We start from the raw sequence: 26,865 nt of genomic DNA on the forward strand, positions 1-26,865 counted from the left end.
AATGCAACTCACGATGAGGTTAATTCACAAGTTCGTTGAGTAAATCCTGGTGAGTATAGAAGTCTGATTCCGCTGACTCTGTCAGGTAAGGTTCTACCATTGAGATCAGGCGTAATACACCAGAACGAATCAATTCGCTTTCGCTGTATTTATCATCTAGCAATGTCTGATAATTAAGCCAGTTAAGGCTAACCAGTAGTAGGTTATCGGCTAACAATGGCAGGCTGTTGTTATCACACTTTAGTTTCCCTAAAGTGATTAGCTGAGCAAGCATGTCATTGCTCAGCTGGCGCAGCTTTAAGATCAGTGTACGAATCTTTCGCTTAATTTGCGGGTTATGGCCGTTCAAATTATCAAGATTTCTGAACAGAAAGCGATAATGGGTAAACAATGCCATTACCGTGTGCATAAAAGGCCAGTAGTCATCGAAATCTTTAACCTGGTTAGGGTAATTATTACTTATAGTGGTTAACGAGTTTTGCAGCTCGGTAATCAAAGTTGTAATAATCTCGTCTTTGCCTCGGAAATGGTAATACAGGTTTCCGGGGCTGATACCCATCTCTGAGGCAATGATCAGTGTACTGGTTTGCGCGATCCCATCGCGGTTAAAAAGGTCTAGACTGACTGACAGAATCCGATCACGGGTTTTCATTATCCTTCCTTGTCTGACTGTTGCTGTGAAAAAAAGTTCTGTTTTTGCTCTTATGTTGCAAACTGTACGCTAGTAGCAAAGGAGCTGATCTGTTTAATCTGTTCAATTAAGACGAGACAGATGCTCTCTATTTTATTCAGCTAGCTGCGGTAAGGCTTCACGTAAGAAATCGTATTCCGCCTGCATTTGCTGCCTGATATCATCGCTAATAAACGACACCAGGGCGCTGCCAATAAATGGTAGCGATGAACTAATGGTGACAGCCACTTTGTTCTGAGTGGCAGGGCCGCTGGCCGGTTCACTGAATACCATCTGGCCACTGATCGTTGCGGGAACGCCGATAATATCTACTTTCATCTCACACAGAAGATTCCCGTCTTCTTGCCAGCACCATTTTTCACTTTGTTTGATGGTGTTATCGCTACCTAGAATGCTTTTTAGCATCCCTGGTACATTCGCCGGCATATCACGCTGAGTTTCAACAAGGAAGCCATCGTCTGTTTCTTCAAGCCTGTTTATACGCACACTTTTTGCACCAAGGCTCAGGTATTTCTCAGTGATGAGTTCTTCTTCACTAAAGAAACGCAAAATGGTATCGAGATCTTCTAGGTAATCATGAATTACAGAAACTTGCATAATGTATCCTTACATGTGTATTGCGCGAATGAGACTTGGTAGTGCAATTTTATTATTAATAATATAGTTTCTACCGACAAAATGTGGTTAGACACTGCTCTTAGCTGTACCCATAATACTGGTCGGACGACACCCCTACAGTGTGCACCTGGTAGCACAAAAGCTCAAAGTCGTATTGATAAAAATTAGGAGTGGATCAATATTCCCAGCTGGAATTTTACTGTTTAGGGTAATTGCTCACAAAAAGGCCGGTTATGCTTGCAAGATATGAAGCTGCCGGTGCCGAGCTTTAGGCAAAGGGGGAAGCTATAGATGATTGCATTGGTTGGGCGGTTTAATTTTCATTATCTAGAATGATTGCTTTTATCGGAAAGGAAGTAAAAATTATTTATTCATTTTGCTATCAATATAGGTTTGAGCTATAAAGCTGGCATACAAAAGGCCTGCGCGCAGGCCAAGGATAGAAACGCGTTAGTTGGCACTCCAGACTTGTTTACCGCAACAGCTAAGCGCATGAGCATTAAGCCACTCTTCAAGTGCTTACTCGGCAATCTGCTTGGTATTCATAAGTTCTGGAAAGGTAGGATCAGGCGTTTCCTTTTAGTGTGTGTTCAGATGCCATACCCTTAACATCCAGCACCAGATTTTCTATACCGCTATAGACTTGGAAGCGATGCCCTTTAGCGCGGGCAATCATAGTAATGCCGAGTTGTTGCGCCAGGTCGTAGCCCATTTGGGTGGCACCAGAACGAGACACTAAAACAGGAATACCCATTTGCGCGACTTTAATCACCATTTCTGAGGTTAGACGTCCCGTGGTATAAAAAATTTTGTCGGTACCGGTTTCGCTACTCAGCCACATTTCGCCGGCCAGCGTATCGACAGCGTTATGACGGCCGACATCTTCGACAAACGACAGAATATTGGTGTCTTTACATACTGCACAACCATGTACGGCACCTGCTGCTTTGTAGGTTTCGTTATGATGGGTTAATGATTCCAATAAACCATAGAGCTTAGATTGGGGAATTGTGGGTTGGGGCAGCGTCACGCCTTCTAGCTTTTTCATGACGTTACCGAACATGGTGCCTTGGCCACATCCCGAGGTTACAGTTTTCTTACCCAGTTTCTTTTCCATCCCGGCGGTGTTTTCTTTTGTAATGACCGCTGCAGAATTGGTATCCCAGTCGATAATAACCGATTCAATCGCGTCAATATCTTCGATAAATCCCTGGTTTTTTAAATAACCTAAGACAAGAGCAGCAGGGCGCTCACCTAAAGTCATCAGAGTTACCACTTCAATCCAGTTCAGATAAACGGTTAAAGGGTGCTCACAGGCGATCTCTTTGGACATTATGTCGCCATATTCATCCATGACATCAACTGTCATTGTCTGATTTACAGCAGATTTCGTTTTTATTATTTTGGGCAATTTGGACATCAGAGATTTCCTGCTGGTATTAATAATATCAATTCAAGTATTACATCTAGTAGGATGCTGGATTCAAAACAGCATCCAATTAGATGAGTTTCTTACGACGGCTACATTATCAATTTCAATGGGCCAGTCTAAAGAGTGTTTAATGAACAATGGATTGTTAAAGAAACCGACTCAATCCTGTTTTTAACTGAGGCGTGAAATTCTATGTTATTGGAAGAATAACACCATAGAAAAAACGGATAAGTCAGCATAATAAACAGAATTAGATTGCGATGTGTTACCTTTTTACATCTGACGCACTATAACTTTACTGATATGGTTGAAAATAACACCAAATCCATAAATACATATAAAACATCGTTTCAATAAACCGTTTCAGTAAGCAGAAGATTCCGCTAGACAGATCCGCTGAAAGGGGGGATGGCATATAGAATATGCTATTATGTCGATTGGTTTTTAACGTAGATATAAGACTATTGTCTTATATCTAATGGCTTAAAACCATGGAATAACAATGGTATAAATAGAGAATAATGATCACATGAGGACAGTACGCATGCTTTTTCCTTACCGAAATATTGTTGTTTTAACTGGTGCGGGTATCTCTGCGGAATCAGGCATTCGAACGTTCCGTGATCAGGACGGATTATGGGAAAGCCATCATATTCAAGATGTCGCAACGCCTGAAGGCTATCATCGTGATCCTGCTCTGGTGCAGAATTTCTATAACCAACGTCGCCAGCAACTCAAAAGTGGTACTGTCTCCCCGAATGCTGCGCATCTTGCTCTGGCAAAGCTCGCCAAAGAGTTCGATGGAAAAGTGACTATCGTTACCCAGAATATCGATAACCTGCATGAAATGGCGGGAAGCCAAAACGTTATTCACATGCATGGAGAGTTGCTGAAGGCACAGTGTAGCCAAACGGGTCAAAGCGTAGAGTGGGGGGGAGATATCACGGTAGATGACCATTGCCACTGTTGCCAAATGCCCGCTCCGCTACGCCCAAATGTAGTCTGGTTTGGTGAAATGCCAATTGGTATGGGGCGTATTCATGAAGCGTTACTGGAAGCGGATCTGTTTATCTCTATCGGTACATCCGGTGCCGTATACCCTGCCGCCGGTTTTGTTCATGAAGCGGCGATGCATGGTGCACACACTATTGAGTTAAACTTAGAACCGAGCGAAGTAGAGAGCGAGTTTGCTGAAAAGCGTTACGGCCCGGCATCGAAATTGGTACCTGAGTTTATCGATGAGATTTTAGGAATATCAGGTTCAGCGCGATCTAACCGAGGTTAAAGGGTTAATAAAAAGAGGCTCCACTTGGAGCCTCTTTTTTATAACGATCAAACCGTTATTACTGACCCGCTTTCAGCTTCTGGAAGTACTCTTCATAAATGGTGTTTGCGGTGCCTACACTGTCTTGCCATTCACCAGCATCTAATACTTCTTGCGACGGATAAACATTCTTATCATTTACAAAGTCTGCAGGTAGCAGTTTTTTTGCTCCGGCGACTGGTGTCGGATAACCAATGTCTACGGCTACTTTTGCTGCATTTTCCGGACGAAGCAGGAAGTCGATCATTTTGTGGGCGGCTTCTGTATTCTTCGCTTTCGCTGGAATTGCCAGACTGTCCATCCAGAATATGGCACCTTCTTTTGGCCATACGATATCGACTTGGGCACCTTCCTGACGCGCGGTGTACGCTGAGCCATTCCAAAGCATGCCCAGAGAAACTTCTCCCGCCATATACGGGTTAGCAGGGTAGTCAGAGTTGAATACCAATACATTTGGCATTAGTTTCTTCAGCTCTTCATAGGCAGCTTTGATTTCTTCCGGGTTTTGGGTGTTAGCTGAATAACCCAGCTTGCGTAGTGCGATGTGGAAGAACTCACGGGAATCATCCATCATCATCAACTGGCCTTCCCATTTAGGATCCCAGAAGTCAGCCCAGCTGTTGATCTGGGTTTTATCCATCATATCGGTATTCACACCAATACCAGTAGCACCCCAGATATAAGGAATTGAGTAATCGTTATTTGGATCAAAAGGTTTGTTCAGGTAGTTAGGATCAAGCTCCTTGAAATAAGAGAGCTTTGAGTGATCAATTTTTTGTAACATACCCTCATTACGCATCTTCGATACGTAATAAGTGGATGGAACGATCAGGTCATAACCTTCGCCATGTGTTTTCAGTTTGGCGTACATGGTTTCATTCGACTCATAAGTCGAATAGATAACTTTAATGCCCGTTTCTTTCGTGAACTGTTCCAGTACTTCTGAAGGAATATATTCAGACCAGTTATAGAAATAGAGTTCATTATCTGCGGCCATTGCCACGTTGGTGAACATTGCTGCAGCACATACGCCGCCGGCCACTAAAGAAGACCATTTATTCATTGTTATTGCTCCTAACTTAACAGGATGTTTTGATCGAAAGGCTGAGAATTATCTCTAGCGAATGTACCGGACGAAATTACCAGTACTAAACCGCTTCTCCTAATTGTTCGAAATAAAATACTAGCTCAATAACCTGATGAATTATTTCCGGTTATTGCTCGGGGATTATAGCAGAAGAATAGTACGATCACAGTAGATGATATGCGGATTCTGATGCGGACGGTGTGCTTTGTTCCTTTTGGGGATAGAAATAAAGTTGGGATAAAAATCAGTAGGTTATTTCAATTGCTGGATTTGTCATACATAATGGTTCTCTTTATTGCATTGAACCTCAGGTTGTACTTTCGCGCCAACATGGCCTGCAATTTATTACGGAGAAAAAACGATGCGCCAGTTGATAAAGAATGCCACCGTAATTGATGGCAGAGGGCATGCCGGGTTTTACGGTGATGTGTTAATTGACGGCCAGGTGATCGCAGATGTCGCACCTGTAATTACGGCAGACGTTGATCTCATTATTGAGGCTGATGGCGCATTTGTTACTCCGGGTTTTATTGATGTCCACAGCCATACCGATCTGGCGGCCTTCCTGCCGCAAGGGTTCAGACCCAAAGTGCTGCAAGGAATAACCACTGAACTCATCGGTCTTTGCGGCCTTGGTGTTACTCCTGTGCCTGAAATTCTCCAGCCAGAACTGAGGGAACGGTTGATCATCGGCAATCCCCCTGTTGACTGGACCTGGGATGATCTTCCTAGCTTCGGTGATGCCCTTAAGCAACAGGGGATGGAAGTCAATCTGTCCCCCTTTCTGCCACATGGTTTATTACGCTATCAGATTTGTGGTAACAGCAGTATGCCGATGGATAAGAGACAACTCCGGCAACTGGCTCTGTTGGCTGATGAATCGCTGGCTGCCGGTGCCCGTGGTATTAGTTTGGGTTTGATCTATCATCCTGCGCTATTTAGTGATCGCAATGAGTTACTTACTGTCGCTCAGATTGCCGCCAAACATCACAAGCCGCTGGTTGTACATATGCGCAGTGAAAGTGACGAGATCCTGGAAGCTTTACAAGAGATGATCGCATTGTCGCATCAAGCAGGATGCCAGCTTCATATTTCTCACCTGAAACTGATTGGTCGTCGTAATGCCGGTAAATTGGATAAGTTACTGACACTCATCGAACAACATGAGCTAACGTTTGACCAGTATCCGTATCATTATGGTAGTACAACACTGTTTTCTGTATTACCACCAACGCTTATTCGCCAGTACGCGCCTGATGCCTTAATGAGTGCACTGCAGACACCGGCAGTAAGAAAGCAAGTTCGTGATTGGTTTGCAGAGCGGATTTTACCTCAGGCCGGTGAGCCGTGGGATAATCTGCCTGCATTATTAGGGTGGGGGAATATTCTGGTTTGTGAAGTTGAAACCCAGGCATCTCAACAGTGGTTGGGGCGGAGTATTGCCGACTGCGCACAACAGACCGGGCAGCATCCGGTTGACTTTGTCCTTGATCTTCTTGTCAGAGATCGGGGTAATGTCCGGATGATCGACTATTTTATGGATGAGGCGTTAGTTGAGCAGATTTTTCAGCACCCACGGGGAATGGTCGGTACTGATACGATATTAGGAGGCAGACTTCATCCGAGGGTCAGTGGTACTTTTCCACGAATAATCCACGACTTTGTCGGACAGCGCCAGTTGCTGTCTCTTGAGCAGGCAGTTCATAAAATGACGGCCTTGAGTGCAGAGACATTTTCACTCGACAAGCGCGGAAAAATAGCACCGGGCTACTATGCCGATATTGCCATGTTTGGCTCCGATTTCTGTGATCACGCGACCATTGAACAGCCGCAACAGTGTTCAACCGGATTACAGAGTTTATGGGTCAACGGCTGCCTTAAAGTGGCGGAGGAGCAGTATTTGGAAACGTGTTCTGGCGAATTGCTACAGGCATAACAGGTTAGTGCAGTAGAGTGTTACCGGCTTGAAAGATTAAAGATGGTGCCTGCATTTACCTACAATATTGTCATAACAAAGAAAAACCTGATTGTGGCCAATTTATGTTGTACCTACGCCAATAAAAAAGGCAACCAACAAGCTAGCTTAAAGAAAAGAGTTAACTAACAACTGGTTTCAAAAAACAACGTGGTTACCTTAGTGGGATCATTTGATCTATGAAATTAAAATTACTGGCCGGCCTTAAGCTCTAGGAAGTAATTTTCGTAACGGATATTCATTTTACCCACAGCATCTTGCCATTCACCACGATCAAGATCTTCTTGTGGTGGGAAAAGGGTAGGATCATCTTTGTATTTTGCGTTAGACGCTTTTACCGCCGTTAGGTAACCGGTATCTTCTGAAATCTTTGCGGCTACATCTGGGCGAAGCAAGAAATCGATCATTTTGTGTGCAGCATCAACGTTCTTCGCATTTTTAGCAATAGCAAGGCTGTCGACCCAGAAAATCCCCCCTTCTTTAGGCCAAATCAGCTTTATTGGCAGGCCTTCTTTTTGCGCTGCAGCCGCAGAACCATTCCAAAGCATACCTAAACCCACTTCGCCCGCTAGATACGGGGCGGCTGGGTTATCAGAGTTAAATACTAAGACGTTCGGCATTAGTTTTTTTAGTTCTTTGTAGGCTTCGTCAATCTGTTTAGGATCGGTGGTGTTACCTGAATAACCAAGCTTACGTAATGCAATATGGAAGACTTCTCGCGTGTCGTCCATTAGCATAAGTTGGCCTTTAAGTTCAGGATTCCACAAGTCAGCCCAGCTGTCGAAATCTGCGGGATCATACATATCCGTATTTACCGCCAGACCGGTCATCGCAATCACATGAGGGATAGAGTAGTCATTGCTAGGATCAAAAGGCTTGTCGAGATAATTCTTATCCAGCTCTTTAAAGTTAGTCAGTTTAGATTTATCGATTTTCTGTAACATGCCTTCATCACGCATTTTCGCAACAAAGTAAGTCGATGGCACGACTAGATCATAGCCTTCGGGGTGTGTTTTCAACTTAGCATACATAGTCTCGTTCGACTCGTAAGTTGAATAAATCACTTTAATACCAGTTTCTTTAGTAAACTGCTCTCGTAGTTCCGTAGAAATATACGGCCCCCAGTTCATAAAGACTAATTCCTTGTCAGCGGCACTCACTGTATTTGTAAATATAGCGGCTGCACATGCTGCACCGGTCAGAAAAGCGGACCTTTTTTTCATTATTGTATCAACTCCAAAACCCCATTAGGGTGTTAAAAAAACAAGTGACTAATCAGAATAGCCACTTGCATTTATTTGGCTTAGGCCAAATTTAGATCGTGAGATTAGATCTCCGAAGAACGAAGATTATTTTATCTTCTCTCTGGCCAGTAATTGCGAGCAGATCACGAGTACCAGAGAGACCACCAACATGATGGTCGCCAGGGCGTTCACTTCCGGAGAAATGCCAACTTTTACCATTGAGTAAATTTTCAATGGCAGAATTTCGTAAGTCGGACCCGTTACAAATGAACTGACAATGACATCATCCAGTGACAGGGTAAAACTCAATAACCAACCTGCGGCTACCGCGGGTTTTGCTAAGGGCAAAATAATTTGCTTGAGAATGATCCATTCACTGGCACCCAGATCGCGAGCCGCTTCCAGCATCTTCACATCAAACCCTTTGAGCCGGCTATAGACGGTGACGACCACAAACGGCAGGCAGAAGGTAATGTGGGACAGTAACAGGGTTAAAAAACCTAACTCTGCTCCCAGCAATAAAAACAGTGCCAGCAGCGAAATCGCCATCACAATGTCAGGTGACATCATTACCACGAACAGCATGCCGTTTACGAATGTCTTACCACGGAACTGGTAACGGAATAAGGCAACGGCTGTTAGGCTGCCGATAATTGCAGCAACGGTAGCCGAGAAAACGGCAATATTGATAGAGTGCCACGCCGCTTGCATTAAACTATCGTTATTAACTAGCTGCTCATACCATTTGGTGGTAAATCCCCCCCATTTCATACCAAATTTGCTGGCATTGAAGGAGTTCACGATCAAAATAATAATCGGTGTATATAGGAAGGCATACACCAAAGTCATAAAACTGAACTTAAATGCGCGTCCCATTATTCCAGCTCCACTTTACGGTTGAGTAATTTTCCAGCGCGGTAATAGGCATACAGCATGACAGCCATAGCTACGGTTAAGGCGATACTGGTTGCAGAACCAAAAGGCCAGTCACGGGCATTCAATACCTGACTCTTAATGACATTACCAATGAGCAGATTCTTCGCACCACCCAACAGATCAGAGACATAGAACATCCCCAATGCAGGAAGCAGTACCAGCAAACAGCCTGCAATAATACCTGGCATGGTTAACGGGAAAATCACTTTAATGAAGGATTGAAATTTATTCGCGCCCAGATCGCGTGCCGCTTCGATATAGGTATTGTCGAGTTTCTCTATCGCCGAATAGAGCGGGAGTACCATAAATGGTAACAGGATATAAACAAGACCAATCATTACCGCATATTCGGTGTACATAATGCGTATCGGTTTATCAATAATATCCAGATAGAGCAGGGTATTATTAAAGATCCCGCGGGTACCCAGCATGATTTTCAAACCATAGGTACGGATCAATGAGTTGGTCCAGAATGGTACGATCACCAAAAAAAGCATGAATGGTCGCCATTTCTCGGGCATTTTCGCAATGGCATAAGCAAACGGATAACCAATCAGCAGGCACAGTATTGTTGCGACGACCGCCATATAGAAAGAGTGCAACATGACCTTGGCGTATAACGGATCAAACAGCCTTATGTAGTTATCAAAGGTAAAGGTCATTTCGATAAGGTTTGCATCATCTCGGGTCAGGAAGCTGGTTCCGATGATCATCAAGTTTGGCATAAATACAAACAGTACCAACCAACTTACGATAACCGTTATGATGATGTTTTGGAGATTAAGCTTCTTGTTCATTAGCCAATACCACTTCCCAGCTTTCTACCCAGGTAACTGCAACCTTCTGATCGAGAGAGTGGTCGACATCAGGATCATCTTCGTTGAAGAATTCGCTTACCATTACTGACATGCCGGATTCCAGTTCTACCACTGAATCTAATGTCATACCCTTATAGGTGCGATCACGGACATAGCCGATGATACCAACAGCTTGTTCGCCATAGTTGATCTCTTCAAGGCGAATATCTTCTGGACGCAACAATACTTTAATATTATCGCCCGCAGTGACATCAAGATCACAATGTACTTGCGCCGCACGGCCCTCAACATCAGCCATGATGCGTTTTTCATCAAGACGAGACGTTACAATGGCGTCAAAGACATTGATCTCACCGATAAAGCGAGCAACGAATAGATTGGTTGGTTCTTCATAAATCTCACGAGGTGAACCGTCTTGTTCAATATTGCCGTCACGCATAACAATAATGCGGTCGGACATTGATAAGGCTTCTTCCTGATCGTGGGTTACGAAAATGAACGTGATACCTAATTTACGCTGAAGCTGTTTAAGCTCAATTTGCATTTGTTTGCGGAGTTTGTAATCCAATGCGGAAAGGGATTCATCCAGCAATAATACTTTTGGCTTGTTCACAACGGCACGCGCGATCGCAACACGTTGTTGCTGACCACCGGACAATTGATGAGGTTTTCGAGGGGCAAACTTTTCAAGTTGCACCATACGCAATGCTTCCATAACTCGAGGTTCAATATCACTCTCGCTTACTTTTTGCATGCGCAAACCAAACGCAACATTCTCAAACACGGTCATATGTGGAAACAGAGCATAACTCTGGAATACCGTATTCACATGGCGCTGTTCGGCGGGGAGCTCAGTAACATCCTTGTTGGCAATAATAACCTGACCAGCATCAGCGTTTTCAAAACCAGCAATAAGGCGAAGTACTGTGGTTTTTCCACAGCCAGAAGGACCTAAGATCGTGAGAAACTCACCATCATTCACATTCAGGTCCAGACCAGAAATGATTTGCTTACCGTCGAAGCTTTTGCTTAAACCTTTAAGTTCAATGACTGGTTTCTTAGATGTTTTTGCGACGTTCAATTCTACGTTATCTCCACCCTGGGGTTTATGGTTAGGACCCCGTTATTAATGGCTCATTTAGGTGGCGAATAATAGTCTTCTAAAAGCGCAATATAAAGTGTTTTTTTACGCATTTTTTCTTGTTGATGCAATGCCTTGTATTGCAGTCGTACAAGGGACAATTATGTCCTTATCTGAGGCTGATTTCGGGCGTTTTAGAACCCGAAGAATTGTTGTTCTATGCATCACTCTTGCGTGAAGAAAATAGTTAATAAATAAGCTACGATGATTAACAGAGAGGGGATTTGATTTTACAAATTTGAGGCAACACGGAAAGTATTGTTCGAATTTTGAGCAGCTTGACCAATCGATAGCATATTTTACAATGGCTTGATTTTTAAAAGCGCCCGGCTAGCGTACAATAAGCGTTCCTCAGACAGAATGATACGTATATGAAAGACGCAATGAATAAAAGCTTCCACGTTGGCGGCTCGATTGAAAAAGCCTTAAAAGGTGATGTTGATCTTCAGGCGGTTGCTGTATTGCAAGAAGCCTGGAAAGTGACGGCAAGACACTTCTTATCCTTTATTCCTGCCATAATTGGCCTTTTCCTTGCGCAAGCTGCGCTATTGCTGGTTGGCTTACAAGTGCAACTGGGTAACGCGGCTGTGTTTTTCGACGTGATTGTCAGTGGTCAGGAAATGACAGCCGAACTGGTTCAGGCAGGTTATATGGCTAACTTCTGGTCGGATGTTTTAAGTGCACCATTGTTCGTCGGTGTGAGCCTAATGGCGCTGAACCATGCAGTCGGACTGCCGACAAAACCAAGCCATTTAGTGAAAGGCTTTCCTTTTCTCCTAGTGTCCATCATTACCATGTTACTGACATCTTCAATCCAAGGGATTGGCAATGCAATTTTCCCTCTTATTGGATTGCTACTCTCTATGGGCTTTAGCATGGCGATTATTCTGGTTTGTGAAAAACGCGTCACGCCGCTGAAGGGGATACAAATTTCACTTATAGCAACATTGAAAAAAATAATGCCTATGACAGCCATTTATCTTGTTGTCCTTATCATGTTCTTTATTTCTTTTGCCACTGCGGGATTAGGGCTGATTTGGACCATTCCATTCTTCTTCAATGTTAAGGGTATTATTTACCGAAACCTGTTCGGCATTACCCTACAGGTGACAACTGTGAAGAAGGGGGATGATAATAACAGTGGTAATGATGCTCAGCATAAGACGGATAAAGACGATAAGGTATTTACGGCGTGATATTAAAGAATACAGTGGCCATTGTAGTTTTGATTTTTACTCTGACAGGATGTGGGGAAGCACCATTTAGAAACATATCAGATTCACGTGAAGATAAAGAGGCCTCTCAAGCAGAGGCTTCTTTATCTTCTGCCCCCGATTTTTCTGAGATTGCAGATATTAACCAGAAAAAAGCGGCTTTTTTTGATCACTTACGGCCAGCCGTCGTGCAGGAAAACAAGCGTGTGAGTAAAGAACGTGATTTTCTGTTGAAGCTGAAGTCAACGACTGAGTCAGAAAAAACTATCGACAGCGAACAGCTTGATTATGCAAGAAGACTGGGCAAAATGTACCAACTGCCACTCACTGGTGACAACGTCACAAGTGACTGGCTTTCACCTATGTTGCTTCGTGTTGATGTCTTACCTGAAGAGTTAGTACTAAGCCAGGCCGCCAATGAGTCAGCTTGGGGAACATCACGCTTCGCCGTCGAAGGTAATAACTATTTCGGTCAGTGGTGCTATCGTAAGGGGTGTGGTTTAGTTCCGGCCTCTCGCACAGAAGGCTTTACCCATGAAGTTGCCGTGTTTGAATCGGCTTATCGCTCTGTTAATGCCTATTTCATGAATGTAAATCGTAATAATGCTTATACTGAACTGCGTCAAATTCGCGCAGAGCAGCGTAATGCCGGACTAACAATCACAGGTACAAAGCTGGCTGAAGGGTTAAGCCGGTATTCTGAACGTGGTCATGAGTATATTGATGAAATTCAAACCATGATCAGACATAACAATAAGTATTGGAGCCAAGGTTAAGGATGAAGTTGCCCCATTGGCTATTAGCCGGCTTGTTTGCCACAAGCACTGTATATGCTCAAGACGCTAACGCCCAGAATATTGAAATTCGCTACAGCACGCTTCATAGTAAATTGAAGCAGAATGTAAAAGAAGGCCATGATGATGTTCGTATCGCGCTATTTCTTGTTAATCAGGCAGATGGTGAAGTCTGTAAGATTCAAAAGGCTTCGATGCGAAAAGAGAAACATTATCAAGAGTTGGTGATCCCCGAGAGCAATGAGTTAGTGGTTCCGGTTGATAAAAACCTTCGCCAGGCTAACCCTGATGTCACATTTGTGATTGATGATGGAATTACGTGTGATGTCTCGATGCAAGTTATTGCCAATAAGGATTTTGATACAAGCTTGAGCCAAAACGAAATCGCGCAACTGGTTCCTCAAATGAATAATATGCTTTCCGATCTTGGTGGTATGTTCGCATCTTGGTTTATGCCTGAAGCCGAAGGGGTAGTTGTACATTTTACCGAATCTAAAACAGTTATTAAGTTAGCAGATTTATCACAAGATGAAGTCTTACAATTCCCACAACCAATCGTCAAAGTCACCCCCTGGATCCCTCAAGGTAGTTAATGTCTGAGATATACCCAAGTAGCCTCAAGATGCTCGTTTCAGCGAGAATTTCCAGGCGCTAAGGTCAGACGCTGATTTGCAGATATAGTCGCTCTACATCAAAAATCAGCAACGCAACATTAGTGCCTGGAAAACTCGCCCTTCGGGAGTGATCCAGCCAGCCCACTTCTGCGTCAAATGCACTCGAAATGACCAGTCATTCCTTCGTACATTTTTCTTGAATCGAACTGGCTGGTATCACTCTGAATCCTGCATCTCGAGGTAACTTGGGTATATAAGAACTTATGTTCTAAGAAGAAAGCCTCTTTCCATTACTGGTTAAGAGGCTTTTTTATTGGAGGAATATTGTAGTTTTCATCACGGATCTGAGAATTATGACGATTGGCATTAAGCATCTGCGTGGTTGGTCGCTATGTAAAGTCGAGATAACTAATTATGCGTAACAATGAAAGATCAACTGGTTATATCAGTATCCAATATTAACGGGTCACGCCATTTTCAATTTGGTAAATTTTTCAAACGAAACTTAGCTGCGGCATCTCTGTGTATTGCAATGACGATTATCGTTACTGCGTTTGTTATTAATTACCTGGTGGTTGAGATCGGACAGTCTCGACAAAGTCAGCAACAGCTAAATGCTCAGTCAGATCAATTAGCATCTGAGATTACGCAGTTAGAGGGCTTTCGTCGAACGTTACAACAAGATCTCGCAGAGCGAAATGATGAACTGGAACAAGTCACAGGACGTGTCGGCGATCTCGAACAGGCACTTGGCATCGAATCTGAAAATGAACTGCCATTAAATGATCGGCTAGACACTGCTGCGGTTAACTCTGTAGTACGGTTATCAATGTTACAGCTGATCCCAAATGGTAGCCCGATTAAATATCAACGTATGTCTTCAGGTTTTGGAAAACGAGTCCATCCGGTTAAAGGTCAGAAACTCCGTCACCTTGGGATTGATCTATCCGCTAAAACAGGTACGCCAGTACGAGCACCTGCTGATGGTGTTGTTGAACTTGTACGCCCAAGCAAAAAAGGTTACGGCAACCTAATTAAGATAATTCATGCCTATGGCTTTATGACCTTATACGCACACTTAGACTCATTTAATGTTAAGAGTGGCGACTTTATTCATAAGGGCGACATTATTGCCAGAACAGGTAATAGCGGCATATCCACCGGGCCTCATTTGCACTATGAAGTTCGTTTTCTTGGCCGAGCGTTAAACCCAAAGTCATTTATAGACTGGGACTCGGCTAACTTTGAAGTATTATTTGACCATGAACGGAGTATTCGATGGGACTCTTTAGTAAAAATTCTGCAAGTACAAGCCAGTACACAACTTCAACTATCATTGCACAAGGCTGTTCAATCACCGGAAACATTGAATTAACGTGTAATATGCAGGTTGACGGTTATGTTGAAGGTAAAATCCGCACGGAACAGACACTTGTTATCAGCACGAAAGGCCGGGTAAAAGGTGAAATCATCGCTAATCATGTCGTGATCAACGGATTACACGACGGTACTTGCTACGCCAATACCATTGAAATTTTACAAGAAGGTAAAGCAAGCGGGACGATTTATTGTGATGATTTAAGTATTGAACGCGGGGGCAGCTTCTTAGGTGAAACTCATCCAACTAGCAAAGAAACCGTGATTGCCATTAACAGCGAAAAGAAAGACAAGGTTGGTAATGATGAAAAGCCGAAGAAAGTTGCTAATCTGAAATAGGTTGAGTGCTACAAACACATCGGTAAGAGAAGCCAATAAGTTATATACTTAGTGGTTTCTCATTAAAATTATATATTCTTCAATTAATGTTTGCTTTTTTCACTGATTCCACCAAAAACTGACTCAACTCAAGCCATTTGCCCTTCAATTGTTTGATACTGGCCCCCAATTCTTAACGATGCTTCGTTTTGATGCTTTTCTGGAATATTTAACTAAAGAGTGGGACATGGACCAATTAATTGAGAGATTTTTACGCTACGTGAGCTTTGATACTCAATCTAACCCTTCAGTTGCCCATTGCCCGAGTACCGATGGGCAAACTGTACTTGCTGAGCAATTAAAGAAAGAACTTATCGAACTTGAGCTGTGTGATGTAGAGCTGGACGAAAATGGTTACTTAATGGCGCGTTTGCCATCAAATGTTGAACATGACGTGCCGAGCATTGGTTTCATTGCTCATATGGATACTGCACCGGATGCATCGGGCAAAGAGGTAAAACCTCAGATCGTTGAAAACTATAAGGGTGGGGATATTGCTTTGGGTGCTGGTGATGAAGTGCTATCGCCAATTCAGTACCCGGACCTTAATAAGTTACACGGTCACAATATCATCACCACTGACGGTACAACCTTACTGGGTGCTGATAACAAAGCCGGTATTGCTGAAATCATCACGGCTATCGCATATCTAAAAGCTAACCCTGAAATTAAACATGGTGATATCAGCATCGGTTTTACCCCAGATGAAGAGATTGGACGTGGTGCCAACCTGTTTAATGTTGAAAAATTCGGTGCACAATGGGCCTATACCATTGATGGCGGCCCGATAGGCGAGCTGGAATACGAAAACTTCAATGCAACCTCGGCGGATGTCATTTGTCACGGTGTTAATGTTCACCCGGGCACAGCAAAAGATAAAATGGTTAACGCCATGAACATCGCTGCGAAGTTCCAGCTGATGATGCCAGCAGAAGAAACTCCTGAATGTACCGAAGGTTATGAAGGCTTCTATCACCTGAAATCAATGGAACCTGCGGTGGCTAAGACCGAGCTGGGTTACATCATTCGAGACTTTGATCGTGAAGGTTTAGAACATCGTAAAGCGTTCATGCAGCAAAAAGTCGATGAGCTGAACAGCCAGTTAACTAAAGGGCGCGTAGAGCTTATTTTAGAAGACTGCTATTTCAATATGCGCGAAATGGTTGAGCCACATCCACATGTTATTGAATTAGCAAAAGAAGCGATGATTGCTTGTGATGTGAAACCAGATATTAAGCCGATTCGTGGCGGTACCGATGGTGCCCGTTTATCCTTCATGGGGCTGCCATGTCCAAATATCTTCACGGGCGGCTATAACTTCCACGGTATCCATGAGTTCATTACCGTTGAAGGAATGGAGCAGGCGGTGAAGGTTATTGTGAAGCTTGCAGAGAACACAGCAGTTAAATATCAATAACTTACTTATGCATTAGTATTTTTTAGGTAAGTACGATATCTAAAAATGCCGGTCAGTTTTCTGACTGGCATTTTTTGTATATCACGTCAGCAAATAATCTACACCTCAATCGGCATAAGTGGACTTTTAAATAAAAACTGTCTATAAATAGACAGTCAAAAAAAATTAACGGAGAGGATAGCCATGAATACCTTAAAGGCAACTCACCACCAGCCACAACCAGAAGCCGGAAATACCGTTTTACCTGTGGTCTTCAATATTCTGGACAAATGGTCTTGTACTCAGGCGCAACAAATAGCCATATTAGGTTTAACCAGTCGTTCAACCCTTAATAAATACCGGAGCCATCCGGAATCAGCCAAGGTCTCGAAAGATCTTCTTGAGCGTATGAGCTACATACTTAACATCCATAAATGCTTACGCATCATGTTCACAGCAGAAGACAGCATTTATAACTGGGTACAGAAACCTAATACCCATCCGTTTTTTGCGGGATTTTCCGCCATGGATGTGATGACTCAAGGGCGTGTGGTCGACCTTTATCAGGTGGCATCACGTTTGAATGCATGGCGGGGTGGGCAGTCGTAGATGTGTTATCCGATTAAATCCTACGAAAATCAGCATTGTTATCGACTGATCCCTTCGAAATATCCACCAATTAACCTTTATGAAGATGTGTCTGATCCTGTACAGCTTGAAGCTATATTTGCCGTTGAAGCGATCACTAATCCTCGTTTAGCTGAAGAAGTCGGCGACTTTTCGGGGATTGCCCCAGAAGATCGTTTAGTGGGTACTCCACACTGTAGCTTTGTTATGGCGGCGTTCACTCACATCAATCCTGATGGGGCCCGATTCAACACATCAGACTATGGTGCTTATTATGCCTCACCGGATGTAAACACTGCAATTAAAGAAACCGTGTACCATATAGAACGGATAATGAGTTATACCAGCGAGCCGGCACAAGATATTCAAATACGCTGTATTGATGCCTGGTTTACGGCTAAATTGACAGATTTGACTGGTAAAGAGTGTCTTGATTCACAGGTTTATCACCCGACCAATTATACCCACTCACAGGCCATTGCTAATAACGTAAAAAGTAAAAAAGGGGATGGTATTTTATATCAATCTGTTCGTCATCAGGGCTACGATTGCTATGCGTTATTTAAACCTAATTTGGTGGATAAGGTATGCCAGACCAAACACTTTACCTATAAATGGAACGGCAGCTCGGTGAATTCGGTGCTGGAGATCAAATTGGTATAATTGATTGAGTAATTCAGATTGGGATATTCCAGCCTTTTACTCAATTGTGCTTGTTCTAAAGTGTTTGTGTAGGATGGCGATGTTAAACAAACAGGGCAACCGCATAAGTTATTATGTTATTAATGGAAACAAAATGTTAACTTATAGCATGCGCCACCAATTATCTTTTAATTTAATTATCAAACAGCAATCAGCAACACCTATTACTTGAAACGGATATATAACCGTACAATTAACATATATACAGTTCATTATCGAAACAAAAAATCAACTCATTCGGTCGCCCTGAGTTCCATTGTGGAATAACCGATGTGAATAATGAATTTATTATTAAAATTTCATACCAGATGTAAATATCTAGTGCTTAAATTACTTGATTGAATTGGTAATTATAAAAAACATTTCTTGTAAGTAATTTTTTTATAAATTGGGAGTCATTTCTAATTTAGATTTTTAGAAACAGGTTCTCTGTCGTTTTTTATTATTGTTTCTTTAATTTACTTTTAAAAGTTAGAAGTTGGTCGAGTTTCTTTTATTGCCTACTTTTATTTTGACTTTATTTAATTGATTATTTTGTTCAGAAAAATTTACCTAAATTAATCTTGATTGTTCTGCTGATAAGTTTTTGTTGGCAGGGGTTAATGTATTCATGTCAATAAAGTGATGCTATGAAAATAGATGGTGATATACCAACAATCCATGATTGGAATTCGATCATTCTTGAAACAACTCAACGGAAAATATTTTTTGAGCCAAGGCAGGCACTGTTAGGTGATTTGTGTTACGTCTACGCAAAAAATGAAAAAAGAAAGAAAATAACAATTGGATCATTTTATCACTGGATGATACCTGCCATTAATCATGAGCAAGTTAAGCTTTTACAGTGTGAATTTGAAAGGAGTCCGAGCGGGTATGCCTGCTGGGCCTGGGTTAGCGATAAAACACTCGATGAATACCTGACTAATCCAACCTTTGTTCCCCATCCTTCACAGTGGAATGAAGGAGCGAATCTAATTGTTTTTGATGTGTGTTTACCTTATCCGGAAAAAACATTTGTAAAAAAGCTGATCAGAATAAGTAGAGAGCTGAAAAAGGTGGGAGTAAAAAGTCTTTACTACCGTGAACCCGGCAGCTCTGAGCCAGTATATAGTTGGTAATCTAGCATGAAAAATAACATTCTTTTAACTTATGATGTTCCCAGTCACGACAATACTGCGCTTTATGGTAATAGTCTACCGGAAGACAGTTTTGTTTCTTATCCAGCATTTAAAGTCAAGAACGCACAAATTGCCTGGATGAATAAAAGTTGGCTTGAAGAGCACAGCATAGATATGGAGCAGGCAGAGCCGATTTTTCTGGACAACTTTGCTTATGTCAGCCGGGGATATGCCGATGATGCTGAACTGGATCTGACCGATAGCAGAATCTTTCTCGCTGATCGCTACGGCAATACGGGTGATGCAGGTAACGGGGGCAGTGCACGCTGCGGACTCAATGGTCTGTTGCAGATCAAAGGTAACGGTGTTAACCCGCTGGTAGCGGTGAACGTTGATGAAGGGCATTCTTCCGGTAAGCTGCCACTGAGCGAGGCGATCAGTGAAGCGATCTGGAGTGAGCTTTGCCATCAGGAGCTTCCTTATGGAGCATTAAGAATTATTGCTGTGATCCGGACACCACAGATGATTACTGGTGACAATACCTTTGGTGATGAAGTCGAACAGCCTTGCTCTATCATGATCAGAGAAGTGGCAACCCGGCCAGCCCACTTTGAGCCAGCGCTCAATTTCTGGCCACGGCAAGATTATGTACGCCTGCGTGATGCCACGCATAAATACGTTCAATCCGCTGTGAAGCTACTGGAAAGCAACGAGCGTAAACAGAGCGGAAGCAACACCCCGGTTTATGATGTGGTGGAACGCTTTGTCACCCGTTTTGCAACCCAGGTTGCCGTGAGCCGGATCAAAGGGATACCCCATGGTTCGCTGACCAGTTCAAATATTGCTCTGGATGGACGTTTTCTGGATTTGGGCACGGTATCCGGGATCGGTGACTTTTCCAATGTGCTCTTGACTTCAGGCCTTGGGGCTACCTGGGATGACCATCTTGGGATTAATGAGTGGCTGGAAACATTTTTTTATCACCTGAATAAACACAGTGAATCCGGACTTAATGGAGAACAGCAAAAGGCGCTGTTGGATAAATTTAACCTGACCTTGGAAGAGCAGGAAAATCGCTATACCGCAATTGAGTGTGGTATTCCGGAGCAGACCCCTGAACTGATCGAAATTGGCATGAAAATTAAGCAGGAACTGAGAAAAGATAAATGGCATGTTTCTCGTCTGGCCGATTGTGACTTTAATCAGGAAAGGTTCGCTGCTGAGGTGCAATCCGCGCTTAAGCTAGTCGGTTATCCAGAGGCAAAGCCTAAGTTTAAATACAGACATATTAAATACTCTAGATTTACGATATTTGCCGATCCATGCTTGCAAGGTCATTGTGGCTCCAGGAAAGAAATTAGTGATTTCATTTCTCTGTATTTAAGTTAATTATTATTAGAAGGCAAGTTAAATGGAAACATTATCAATAATAATCGCGGCTCCTCTTCTTGTCGAACTTATCTGTGTTATGGCGTTGATGGCGATATTCCTCTTTCACTGGAAGCCTGAGACCATCAGTGATGATTTGCCTTTAGTCACTGTGTTTGTGCCATTTTACAATGAGGATAAGGCGCTTCTTCTTTCAGCGTTAGAGAAAATTGATCAACAGGAATACTTGTCTAGAATTCAAGTCTTGATTATTGATGATGGATCCACAAACGATACACCTGTTTATGTTTCTCAATGGTTGCAGCAAGAAAGAAAGCAGGAATATGTACTGTTAAGTAAACCGGAAAATACCGGCAGAAAGGGAACAGCGCTGGATTTTGCGTTAGAGCAGCAGGTCGCGAGTGGCGAGATTTACATCGTGGTGGACAGTGATACTTTCATTGAACCCGGCGGCATTTTAGCGTTGGCAAATAAAATATGGAGCCACCCGGACTATGCGGCTGTTTGTGGTTACGTGGTGCCTAAAAACCGGGAAAGCAACCTGTTATGTAAGTCTCAGTTTTATGAACACATCGGTGTGCACGGAGCCATTCGGACCTCTCAGGATCAGCTTGGTGTCGTTCCGGTTCTGGCGGGGGCTTTTGTTGCGCACCGGGCAAGTGCTGTGCGTGAATTAGGTGGCTGGAGCGAATGGCTAGTCGAAGATATTTCCTGGTGCTGGAAGGCGCTGGCTCACCGTTACCGGACCGGTTACACCGCTAAGGCTATTGCAACCACACAATGTCCGGAGAACAACAATGCGCTGTTTCGCCAGCGCCGACGCTGGTCTCGTGGACGTGTTGAAGCATTTTGGGAAACCTGGAAAGTGTCGCCTTTCATGGGGCTGGTGTCACTGCCCTGGTTTCTTATCTCGGCCACCGAGTTCCTGTTCCCACCTATCTTTATTGCTATGCCGCTGTTTGCCGTACTCGATTTGTGGCTGCCATTCAGTGTGATGGCAACAGCTCTGCTTGTGGAATCGGTCTTTATCTTCTTCTTTATCGCCAAAACCGGTAATGCCCACAACCTCAACCGGGCTGAGATGGTAATGCTGCCGCTATTTACTCACTTACTGCGCTTCATTACCTGGATCCCCAACATTCTTGGCTATCTGGATGAGATCACCGGCAGGGACAAAAAGTGGCTGACCCGATAACGGCCTTTTCTGCTAAAGGACTTTTTCAAAGAATTAGGCTAATTACGGTCTAGGTGTCGGCAGCGCACTATGGCTGCCATTTTTAAACGATATAAGGAAAACATTATGTTTGAGTTAACTGAAGAGCAAATCAATCTGGTATCAGGTGCAGGCGCGTCAGAAGAGAACCGTCCAACAAACCCTGGAGGTGTTAACGGTGGTAGTAATGAAGAAAACCGCCCACCGCGTCCGCCACGTCCGCCATACGTGGGTGAAGAAGGTCGTTACTAAAATAGGAAAGCACCATGTTTGAACTGGATGATGAACAGCTCAAATTGGTGTCAGGCCTCTTGTCCGATCAATTGGCCACCTCAAAAAGGTGAAGAGGGGTATTACCGCTAAGCGGTAACAAAGAGCCTGGTGACGACTGAACAGGTTTTCAACAGGCTTCTTTTCTTGGTTTCGTGGCGGCGGCCAATCTGAGCTGGTTTGTAAGATCGACGTGGGTTCGGCTGGCGCTAGGAAGTAAAACTTGTGATGACTTACCGACAATCATCAATGTTAGTAGGGACTTAAATTAATAAGGAAAACGTTATGTTTGAATTAAATGAAGACCAGATCAAACTGGTTTCTGGTGCTGGTCGCGATGAAGAAGGTCGCCCAATAGGTGGCGGCGGTCGCGATGAAGAAGGTCGCCTAATAGGTGGCGGCGGCTCAAACGAAGAAGGTCGTTATCGTTAACCGATAGAAACCAGACGCAGGTGTAGGCCTGCTGTTGTTCACAGGGGTTACCGCACCCCTGTTTTTCAGCCCACAGAAAATGCAGTAACTTTCTATGTCTCAGCAAATATTTCGTGAAGAATATCTCCAGCAGCAGCACCAGACAGAGCAAGGGCAGATCCTGATTCTATCCGGCCTCAATCAGCGCATTGTAACGGTTTGCTGCATAGTAGTGATTGGGGCCATTCTTATCCTGCTTGCTCTTGGCAGCTACACCAAAAAAACGGAGCTTGAAGGCGTGATTGTGCCATCGACCGGTCTGATTGCCGTTAAAGCAGCGCAGAATGGTGTGCTAGAGGCGATCGACGTGGAGGACGGGCAGCAGATTGGAAAATCTGCCAGTTTATTTCGGGTGAACAGCGAAGTGTTTGATACTAGCGGTGAGAGCATCAACCTACGTTTAAAGCGTAGTCTGGAGCATCAGTTCAATTCACTGCAAAGCCAGCGCGATTATGAGCGATTGGTGACTCAGTCCCGCATTGATGAGCTGATCAGTAAAATTGACCGCTTGGATCTGGAGATCAAAAGTGTCCAGCAGTCTCTGGAGTTTGCGAAACAGCGAACTCAATTAAAAAAAGAAGCCCGTGATAGTTACCAGAAGTTGCTAAAAAACAACTATATTTCAGAACTGTCTTTTAAAGATTATCTTTCCAGTCTGGTCAGTCTACAAGTGGATGAGGAGAACCGGAAAATTATGACCCAGCAACTGGAGCGGGAACGTGTAGCGGCTCAGCACCAGATCGATTACATGTCACTACAGGGCAACCTCCGCACGCTGGAACTGGAAAGACAAATTGACAGTTTGAAACAACAACAGATAGAGCTGACCTCCGCTTCTGAGACGGTTGTCCATTCGCCAGTCAGCGGCAAGATTACCACCCTGCGTGCCGAGATCGGCCAGTCGGTTAGCCAGGGAGAAGTGTTGCTTAACATCATTCCCGAACAAGCAAAACTGCAGGTGGAGCTGTATGCACCCAGTCGATCGATCGGTTTCCTACGTCCAGGCCAGCCAGTTCGTCTGCGATTTGATGCGTATCCGCACGAAAAGTTTGGCATGCAGAAAGGCAGCGTGGTCCAGATCTCCCAATCGACGCTTACACCGGCGGAGCTCAAAGCTCAGGATCAGACCATTCGCTCTGATGCAGAAACGCTGTACCGAATCGTAGTGTCGCTCAGTAAGTCAACCATTGGGGTTTATGGCAGGGAAGAACCATTGAGAGTGGGTATGCGTGTCAGTGCTGATATCAATGTCGAAACCAGAAAGCTGTATGAGTGGCTATTGGGGCCCATTGCCCGGATGCAAGGAATAAATGAATGATCCAGATACAAAACCTCGATTGGGCATGGCGTAAAAAACTCAGGTTGGTCAGGCAGACCGAGTCAGCAGAATGTGGCATCGCGTGTCTGGCAATGATAGCGGACTGGCATGGTTTCAAAATAGACTTGCCCGCGCTGCGAGCTCGCCATCACTTTTCTCAGCATGGCTTGACACTAGCCGATGTGATGAACTGTGCTCAGAGCCTTAAGCTCTCCTCACGCCCACTGCACGCTACGTTTGAGGATCTGCCAAAGCTGACTTTGCCCTGCATTCTGCACTGGGATATGAACCACTTTGTGGTTTTGAGCAAAGTTACTGATAAATACTGTGAGCTCTACGATCCGGCCTCAGGGGTGACCAAACTTTCCTGGGAAGCCATGAATAAGCACTTTACCGGTATCGCATTAGAGCTGGCTCCCACACATGACTTTGAGAAAGCCGATGTACGGGAAAAAGTCCGTATCCGCGATCTGATCGGTAAAACGCTGGGTTTTAAACGTGCACTGAGTAAGATCTTTATTTTCGCCGTTGCGCTGGAAGTACTGGCTCTGGTGTCGCCACTCGTCAATCAGGTGATCATTGATGAAGTGCTGGTGAGTTTTGATCACAACCTACTTGATCTTGTGATCATTGCTCTGCTGTTGTTGGCGGCGACTCAGAGCCTGGTCAGTCTGGCGAGGCAGTGGTTCACCATATACCTCTCGGTCAACTTTAATATGCAGTGGGCAGCGAATGTGTTCCACCATCTGATCCGACTCCCCATCGATTGGTACGAAAAGAGGGAACTGGGTGACATCTCGGCCAAGTTTGAGTCGCTTAATACTATTCAGCACGCTATTACCAATAACATCATTCAGGCACTGCTCGATCTGATCCTGGTAACGGGCACCTTGATAATCATGCTGTTTTATAGCCCGCTGCTGACTATGATCAGCATTACTACCGTGATCCTCTACGCGGTAATGCGTTTTGCCTGGTTCGACAGTTTTAAACGAGCGGAAGAGGACATCTGGTCGACCAATGCCAAAGAGCAGAGTAACTTTCTGGAAACACTGCACGGCATATTGAGCGTCAGGATCAATGGCGGCATGGGCTGGCGAGAGAACGCCTGGAAAAACCTGAACATTGCGCGCAGAAATGCTCAGCTGAATGAGTCCAAACTGATGATGATCTACAGCGTGATCATGGAAGGGCTCACTGCGATATCTACTGCCGGGGTGCTGTGGTTTGGTGCCAAGCTGGTGCTCGATGGTCAGTTTACGGCAGGCATGCTCATTGCGTTTTTATCCTTTCAGGGCCGATTTTCTGGCAGTGTCACTGAGTTAATCAATAACTATTTCGAATTTCGCATGTTGTCAGTGCACACAGAGCGCCTGGCAGATATTGTACTAACCGACAAAGAGCAGCTGAAAGAAGACGTTGCTTTGCCGTCAGCGAGCGGGCGTGACGTAGCGGCGGTCCAGGTTGAGAATCTCAGTTTCCGGTATTCAGAAAACAGTCCGCTGCTGTTTGAACGGCTCTCATTCAGTGTTTCTCCCGGAGAAGTAGTGGCGATCACAGGCCGTTCCGGGTGTGGAAAGACCACACTGGCAAAACTCCTGCTGGGACTGTATGGACCGGAATCCGGACAGGTGCGGATTTTTGGCCATGATGTGTCCCACTGTAATTTGTCCGATTTGCGTACCGACATTGGTTCGGTATTTCAGGATGATCAGTTGTTCAATGGATCTATTTTGTCGAATATCTGTTTTTTCTCGCAGGAAATGGATATGGACAGAGCCATAGAATGTGCCCGGCTGGCCAATATTCACGGCGAGATCGAGGCCATGCCCATGGGCTACCAGACTCTGGTGGGAGAGATGGGTAATACCGTTTCCGGTGGCCAGAAACAGCGGATTATTTTTGCCCGCGCACTTTACAAGCGACCCCGGCTGTTAATTCTAGATGAAGCAACCAGTCATCTGGATGTTACCAGCGAGAAAAAGGTTATTCAGGCCGTGAGAGAACTCAATCTGCCAGTGATCCAAATTGCGCATCGCCCGGAAACTATCGCCGCCGCAGACCGTAATATTGATATAAGTGTTAAGGTACCACTGCAGGGAAATGCCGCCGCTTAGCTGTTGAGTCGCTAAACGATGTCTGGTTGGAAGGTTGAATAAAGAGGCGCGGCTAGAACCAGCTCTTATCATGTAGTCTGGATGCACAGTATGATGGATTCCGTTGTTCTTTATTTTAAATTAACCAAATATTTTTTTGCTAAGTTGTTTATCTAAAGGAGACGTAATGTATTTTTTTTGATTGGATCCAACGTTTCCATGAAGATATTAACCATTCAGTTGCAACTATTCATTATGCACTTTTTTGAACCTGTCGTAGGGTAATTTATATTGAATTAATCACTGCCATGTACTTGCGATTAAATTTATAACGTGATGGTGGTCAGTCATTAAGAAATGACTTTAGGTCAGTGACTAAAGTCTTTTTGCGTGTATATAAATACAAGCATTTATGGCTAATGGGTATAATGCCTAACTATAGGGGTAGGGAGAAAACAATGAGTTAATTAAGTGAAAATCATTTAAAGGTTATGAATTGTCATGAGGGGCAACCTGATGATACGACTAACAGCAAAAATTATACTTATGTTTGATGAATGATGTCGTTATGAATTCAAAATTAACACAGAGAAACTACCTGACAATTTTAAAAAAGGCTTAC

Annotated in this window: 25 protein-coding genes; 17 read left to right on the plus strand and 8 right to left on the minus strand. The window is 44.0% G+C overall.

Annotated elements, in window-relative coordinates; translation table 11 throughout:
- Positions 1 to 19: 19 nt before the first annotated feature.
- The 3 genes from C9I89_RS06850 to fdhD form a co-directional block, all read right to left on the minus strand.
- Complete coding sequence (locus tag C9I89_RS06850; protein WP_107282599.1) at positions 20 to 652, minus strand: TetR/AcrR family transcriptional regulator; 633 nt, start codon at positions 650 to 652, stop codon at positions 20 to 22.
- 132 nt (positions 653 to 784) lie between these two features.
- Positions 785 to 1,288, minus strand: coding sequence for a DUF2505 domain-containing protein (locus tag C9I89_RS06855; protein ID WP_107282600.1), 504 nt, complete (start codon positions 1,286 to 1,288; stop codon positions 785 to 787).
- A 586-nt stretch (positions 1,289 to 1,874) separates the two neighbouring features.
- Positions 1,875 to 2,729: a formate dehydrogenase accessory sulfurtransferase FdhD gene (fdhD, locus tag C9I89_RS06860; RefSeq protein ID WP_107282601.1), complete on the minus strand. Its 855-nt coding sequence runs from the start codon at positions 2,727 to 2,729 to the stop codon at positions 1,875 to 1,877.
- A 556-nt stretch (positions 2,730 to 3,285) separates the two neighbouring features.
- Here fdhD and cobB point away from each other — a divergent pair.
- Positions 3,286 to 4,026, plus strand: a complete 741-nt coding sequence (gene cobB / locus C9I89_RS06865; RefSeq protein WP_107282602.1) for a Sir2 family NAD+-dependent deacetylase — start codon at positions 3,286 to 3,288, stop codon at positions 4,024 to 4,026.
- Positions 4,027 to 4,084: 58 nt separating this feature from the next.
- Here the strand turns inward: cobB and C9I89_RS06870 are convergent, their stop codons facing one another.
- Complete coding sequence (locus C9I89_RS06870) at positions 4,085 to 5,128, minus strand: extracellular solute-binding protein (protein ID WP_107282603.1); 1,044 nt, start codon at positions 5,126 to 5,128, stop codon at positions 4,085 to 4,087.
- 385 nt (positions 5,129 to 5,513) lie between these two features.
- Here C9I89_RS06870 and C9I89_RS06875 point away from each other — a divergent pair, with 385 nt between their 5' ends.
- Positions 5,514 to 7,088 (plus strand): N-acyl-D-amino-acid deacylase family protein, encoded by a 1,575-nt coding sequence (locus C9I89_RS06875; RefSeq protein WP_107282604.1) that lies wholly within the window; start codon positions 5,514 to 5,516, stop codon positions 7,086 to 7,088.
- A 230-nt stretch (positions 7,089 to 7,318) separates the two neighbouring features.
- On the opposite strand, the gene C9I89_RS06880 is transcribed toward C9I89_RS06875, so the two are convergent.
- The 4 genes from C9I89_RS06880 to potA all read right to left on the minus strand — a co-directional run bounded on the left by C9I89_RS06880 (position 7,319) and on the right by potA (position 11,206).
- On the minus strand, positions 7,319 to 8,350 hold the full coding sequence (locus C9I89_RS06880) for an extracellular solute-binding protein (RefSeq protein ID WP_107282605.1): 1,032 nt from the start codon (positions 8,348 to 8,350) through the stop codon (positions 7,319 to 7,321).
- 126 nt (positions 8,351 to 8,476) lie between these two features.
- Positions 8,477 to 9,247: a spermidine/putrescine ABC transporter permease PotC gene (gene potC / locus C9I89_RS06885; RefSeq protein WP_107282606.1), complete on the minus strand. Its 771-nt coding sequence runs from the start codon at positions 9,245 to 9,247 to the stop codon at positions 8,477 to 8,479.
- Positions 9,247 to 10,104 (minus strand): spermidine/putrescine ABC transporter permease PotB, encoded by an 858-nt coding sequence (potB, locus tag C9I89_RS06890; RefSeq protein ID WP_107282607.1) that lies wholly within the window; start codon positions 10,102 to 10,104, stop codon positions 9,247 to 9,249. Before potB ends, potC begins: the two co-directional genes overlap by 1 nt.
- Positions 10,088 to 11,206 carry a spermidine/putrescine ABC transporter ATP-binding protein PotA gene (potA, locus tag C9I89_RS06895; protein WP_107282608.1) on the minus strand — a complete coding sequence of 373 codons (1,119 nt, stop codon included), beginning with the start codon at positions 11,204 to 11,206 and terminating at the stop codon, positions 10,088 to 10,090. The genes potB and potA overlap by 17 nt, the downstream gene beginning before the upstream one ends.
- 431 nt (positions 11,207 to 11,637) lie before the next feature.
- On the opposite strand from potA, the gene C9I89_RS06900 reads away from it, so the two are divergent.
- From C9I89_RS06900 to C9I89_RS06960, 15 genes are all read left to right on the plus strand, one after another.
- Positions 11,638 to 12,462, plus strand: coding sequence for a hypothetical protein (locus C9I89_RS06900; RefSeq protein ID WP_107282609.1), 825 nt, complete (start codon positions 11,638 to 11,640; stop codon positions 12,460 to 12,462).
- Between the two features lie 14 nt (positions 12,463 to 12,476).
- Complete coding sequence (locus C9I89_RS06905) at positions 12,477 to 13,256, plus strand: glucosaminidase domain-containing protein (protein ID WP_245905422.1); 780 nt, start codon at positions 12,477 to 12,479, stop codon at positions 13,254 to 13,256.
- 2 nt (positions 13,257 to 13,258) lie between these two features.
- Positions 13,259 to 13,867 (plus strand): DUF2987 domain-containing protein, encoded by a 609-nt coding sequence (locus tag C9I89_RS06910; RefSeq protein ID WP_107282610.1) that lies wholly within the window; start codon positions 13,259 to 13,261, stop codon positions 13,865 to 13,867.
- Positions 13,868 to 14,312: 445 nt separating this feature from the next.
- On the plus strand, positions 14,313 to 15,263 hold the full coding sequence (locus C9I89_RS06915) for a M23 family metallopeptidase (protein WP_107282611.1): 951 nt from the start codon (positions 14,313 to 14,315) through the stop codon (positions 15,261 to 15,263).
- A gap of 8 nt (positions 15,264 to 15,271) precedes the next feature.
- Entirely contained in the window at positions 15,272 to 15,604 is a 333-nt protein-coding gene (locus C9I89_RS06920; RefSeq protein WP_245905423.1) for a bactofilin family protein, read from the plus strand.
- A 226-nt stretch (positions 15,605 to 15,830) separates the two neighbouring features.
- Positions 15,831 to 17,060, plus strand: a complete 1,230-nt coding sequence (gene pepT, locus C9I89_RS06925; protein ID WP_107282613.1) for a peptidase T — start codon at positions 15,831 to 15,833, stop codon at positions 17,058 to 17,060.
- Positions 17,061 to 17,243: 183 nt separating this feature from the next.
- A complete protein-coding gene (locus C9I89_RS06930) occupies positions 17,244 to 17,648 on the plus strand; it encodes an MbcA/ParS/Xre antitoxin family protein (protein WP_107282614.1) in 405 nt (134 codons plus the stop codon).
- Positions 17,649 to 18,329, plus strand: a complete 681-nt coding sequence (locus tag C9I89_RS06935; RefSeq protein ID WP_107282615.1) for an RES family NAD+ phosphorylase — start codon at positions 17,649 to 17,651, stop codon at positions 18,327 to 18,329.
- A gap of 668 nt (positions 18,330 to 18,997) precedes the next feature.
- Positions 18,998 to 19,486, plus strand: a complete 489-nt coding sequence (locus C9I89_RS06940; protein ID WP_107282616.1) for a toxin-activating lysine-acyltransferase — start codon at positions 18,998 to 19,000, stop codon at positions 19,484 to 19,486.
- Between the two features lie 6 nt (positions 19,487 to 19,492).
- Positions 19,493 to 20,875 (plus strand): MchC protein, encoded by a 1,383-nt coding sequence (locus C9I89_RS06945; protein WP_245905424.1) that lies wholly within the window; start codon positions 19,493 to 19,495, stop codon positions 20,873 to 20,875.
- A gap of 22 nt (positions 20,876 to 20,897) precedes the next feature.
- Positions 20,898 to 22,070: a glycosyltransferase family 2 protein gene (locus C9I89_RS06950; RefSeq protein WP_107282617.1), complete on the plus strand. Its 1,173-nt coding sequence runs from the start codon at positions 20,898 to 20,900 to the stop codon at positions 22,068 to 22,070.
- Positions 22,071 to 22,175: 105 nt separating this feature from the next.
- Complete coding sequence (locus tag C9I89_RS22450) at positions 22,176 to 22,340, plus strand: hypothetical protein (protein ID WP_170107644.1); 165 nt, start codon at positions 22,176 to 22,178, stop codon at positions 22,338 to 22,340.
- Between the two features lie 303 nt (positions 22,341 to 22,643).
- Positions 22,644 to 22,790: a hypothetical protein gene (locus tag C9I89_RS22455; protein ID WP_170107645.1), complete on the plus strand. Its 147-nt coding sequence runs from the start codon at positions 22,644 to 22,646 to the stop codon at positions 22,788 to 22,790.
- A 94-nt stretch (positions 22,791 to 22,884) separates the two neighbouring features.
- A complete protein-coding gene (locus C9I89_RS06955; RefSeq protein ID WP_107282618.1) occupies positions 22,885 to 24,147 on the plus strand; it encodes an HlyD family secretion protein in 1,263 nt (420 codons plus the stop codon).
- On the plus strand, positions 24,144 to 26,264 hold the full coding sequence (locus C9I89_RS06960; protein WP_107282619.1) for a peptidase domain-containing ABC transporter: 2,121 nt from the start codon (positions 24,144 to 24,146) through the stop codon (positions 26,262 to 26,264). Before C9I89_RS06955 ends, C9I89_RS06960 begins: the two co-directional genes overlap by 4 nt.
- The last annotated feature ends 601 nt before the right edge of the window (positions 26,265 to 26,865 follow it).

Origin of the sequence: Photobacterium lipolyticum, from assembly GCF_003026475.1 — a bacterium.
In the GTDB taxonomy this organism is placed as follows: Bacteria; Pseudomonadota; Gammaproteobacteria; order Enterobacterales; family Vibrionaceae; genus Photobacterium; species Photobacterium lipolyticum.

Bases quoted from the DNA above. Each gene is read 5' to 3' on its own strand.
- fdhD (WP_107282601.1), bottom strand. From the start codon at position 2,729: ATGTCCAAATTGCCCAAAATAATAAAAACGAAATCTGCTGTAAATCAG.
- C9I89_RS06945 (WP_245905424.1), top strand. From the start codon at position 19,493: ATGAAAAATAACATTCTTTTAACTTATGATGTTCCCAGTCACGACAAT.
- C9I89_RS06960 (WP_107282619.1), top strand. From the start codon at position 24,144: ATGATCCAGATACAAAACCTCGATTGGGCATGGCGTAAAAAACTCAGG.
- pepT (WP_107282613.1), top strand. From the start codon at position 15,831: ATGGACCAATTAATTGAGAGATTTTTACGCTACGTGAGCTTTGATACT.
- cobB (WP_107282602.1), top strand. From the start codon at position 3,286: ATGCTTTTTCCTTACCGAAATATTGTTGTTTTAACTGGTGCGGGTATC.
- potB (WP_107282607.1), bottom strand. From the start codon at position 10,104: ATGAACAAGAAGCTTAATCTCCAAAACATCATCATAACGGTTATCGTA.
- C9I89_RS06935 (WP_107282615.1), top strand. From the start codon at position 17,649: ATGTGTTATCCGATTAAATCCTACGAAAATCAGCATTGTTATCGACTG.
- C9I89_RS06950 (WP_107282617.1), top strand. From the start codon at position 20,898: ATGGAAACATTATCAATAATAATCGCGGCTCCTCTTCTTGTCGAACTT.
- C9I89_RS06915 (WP_107282611.1), top strand. From the start codon at position 14,313: ATGAAAGATCAACTGGTTATATCAGTATCCAATATTAACGGGTCACGC.
- C9I89_RS06850 (WP_107282599.1), bottom strand. From the start codon at position 652: ATGAAAACCCGTGATCGGATTCTGTCAGTCAGTCTAGACCTTTTTAAC.
- C9I89_RS06940 (WP_107282616.1), top strand. From the start codon at position 18,998: ATGAAAATAGATGGTGATATACCAACAATCCATGATTGGAATTCGATC.
- C9I89_RS06910 (WP_107282610.1), top strand. From the start codon at position 13,259: ATGAAGTTGCCCCATTGGCTATTAGCCGGCTTGTTTGCCACAAGCACT.
- C9I89_RS06855 (WP_107282600.1), bottom strand. From the start codon at position 1,288: ATGCAAGTTTCTGTAATTCATGATTACCTAGAAGATCTCGATACCATT.
- potC (WP_107282606.1), bottom strand. From the start codon at position 9,247: ATGGGACGCGCATTTAAGTTCAGTTTTATGACTTTGGTGTATGCCTTC.
- C9I89_RS22455 (WP_170107645.1), top strand. From the start codon at position 22,644: ATGTTTGAATTAAATGAAGACCAGATCAAACTGGTTTCTGGTGCTGGT.
- C9I89_RS06880 (WP_107282605.1), bottom strand. From the start codon at position 8,350: ATGAAAAAAAGGTCCGCTTTTCTGACCGGTGCAGCATGTGCAGCCGCT.
- C9I89_RS06875 (WP_107282604.1), top strand. From the start codon at position 5,514: ATGCGCCAGTTGATAAAGAATGCCACCGTAATTGATGGCAGAGGGCAT.
- C9I89_RS06870 (WP_107282603.1), bottom strand. From the start codon at position 5,128: ATGAATAAATGGTCTTCTTTAGTGGCCGGCGGCGTATGTGCTGCAGCA.
- C9I89_RS06900 (WP_107282609.1), top strand. From the start codon at position 11,638: ATGAAAGACGCAATGAATAAAAGCTTCCACGTTGGCGGCTCGATTGAA.
- C9I89_RS06955 (WP_107282618.1), top strand. From the start codon at position 22,885: ATGTCTCAGCAAATATTTCGTGAAGAATATCTCCAGCAGCAGCACCAG.
- C9I89_RS22450 (WP_170107644.1), top strand. From the start codon at position 22,176: ATGTTTGAGTTAACTGAAGAGCAAATCAATCTGGTATCAGGTGCAGGC.
- C9I89_RS06930 (WP_107282614.1), top strand. From the start codon at position 17,244: ATGAATACCTTAAAGGCAACTCACCACCAGCCACAACCAGAAGCCGGA.
- C9I89_RS06920 (WP_245905423.1), top strand. From the start codon at position 15,272: ATGCAGGTTGACGGTTATGTTGAAGGTAAAATCCGCACGGAACAGACA.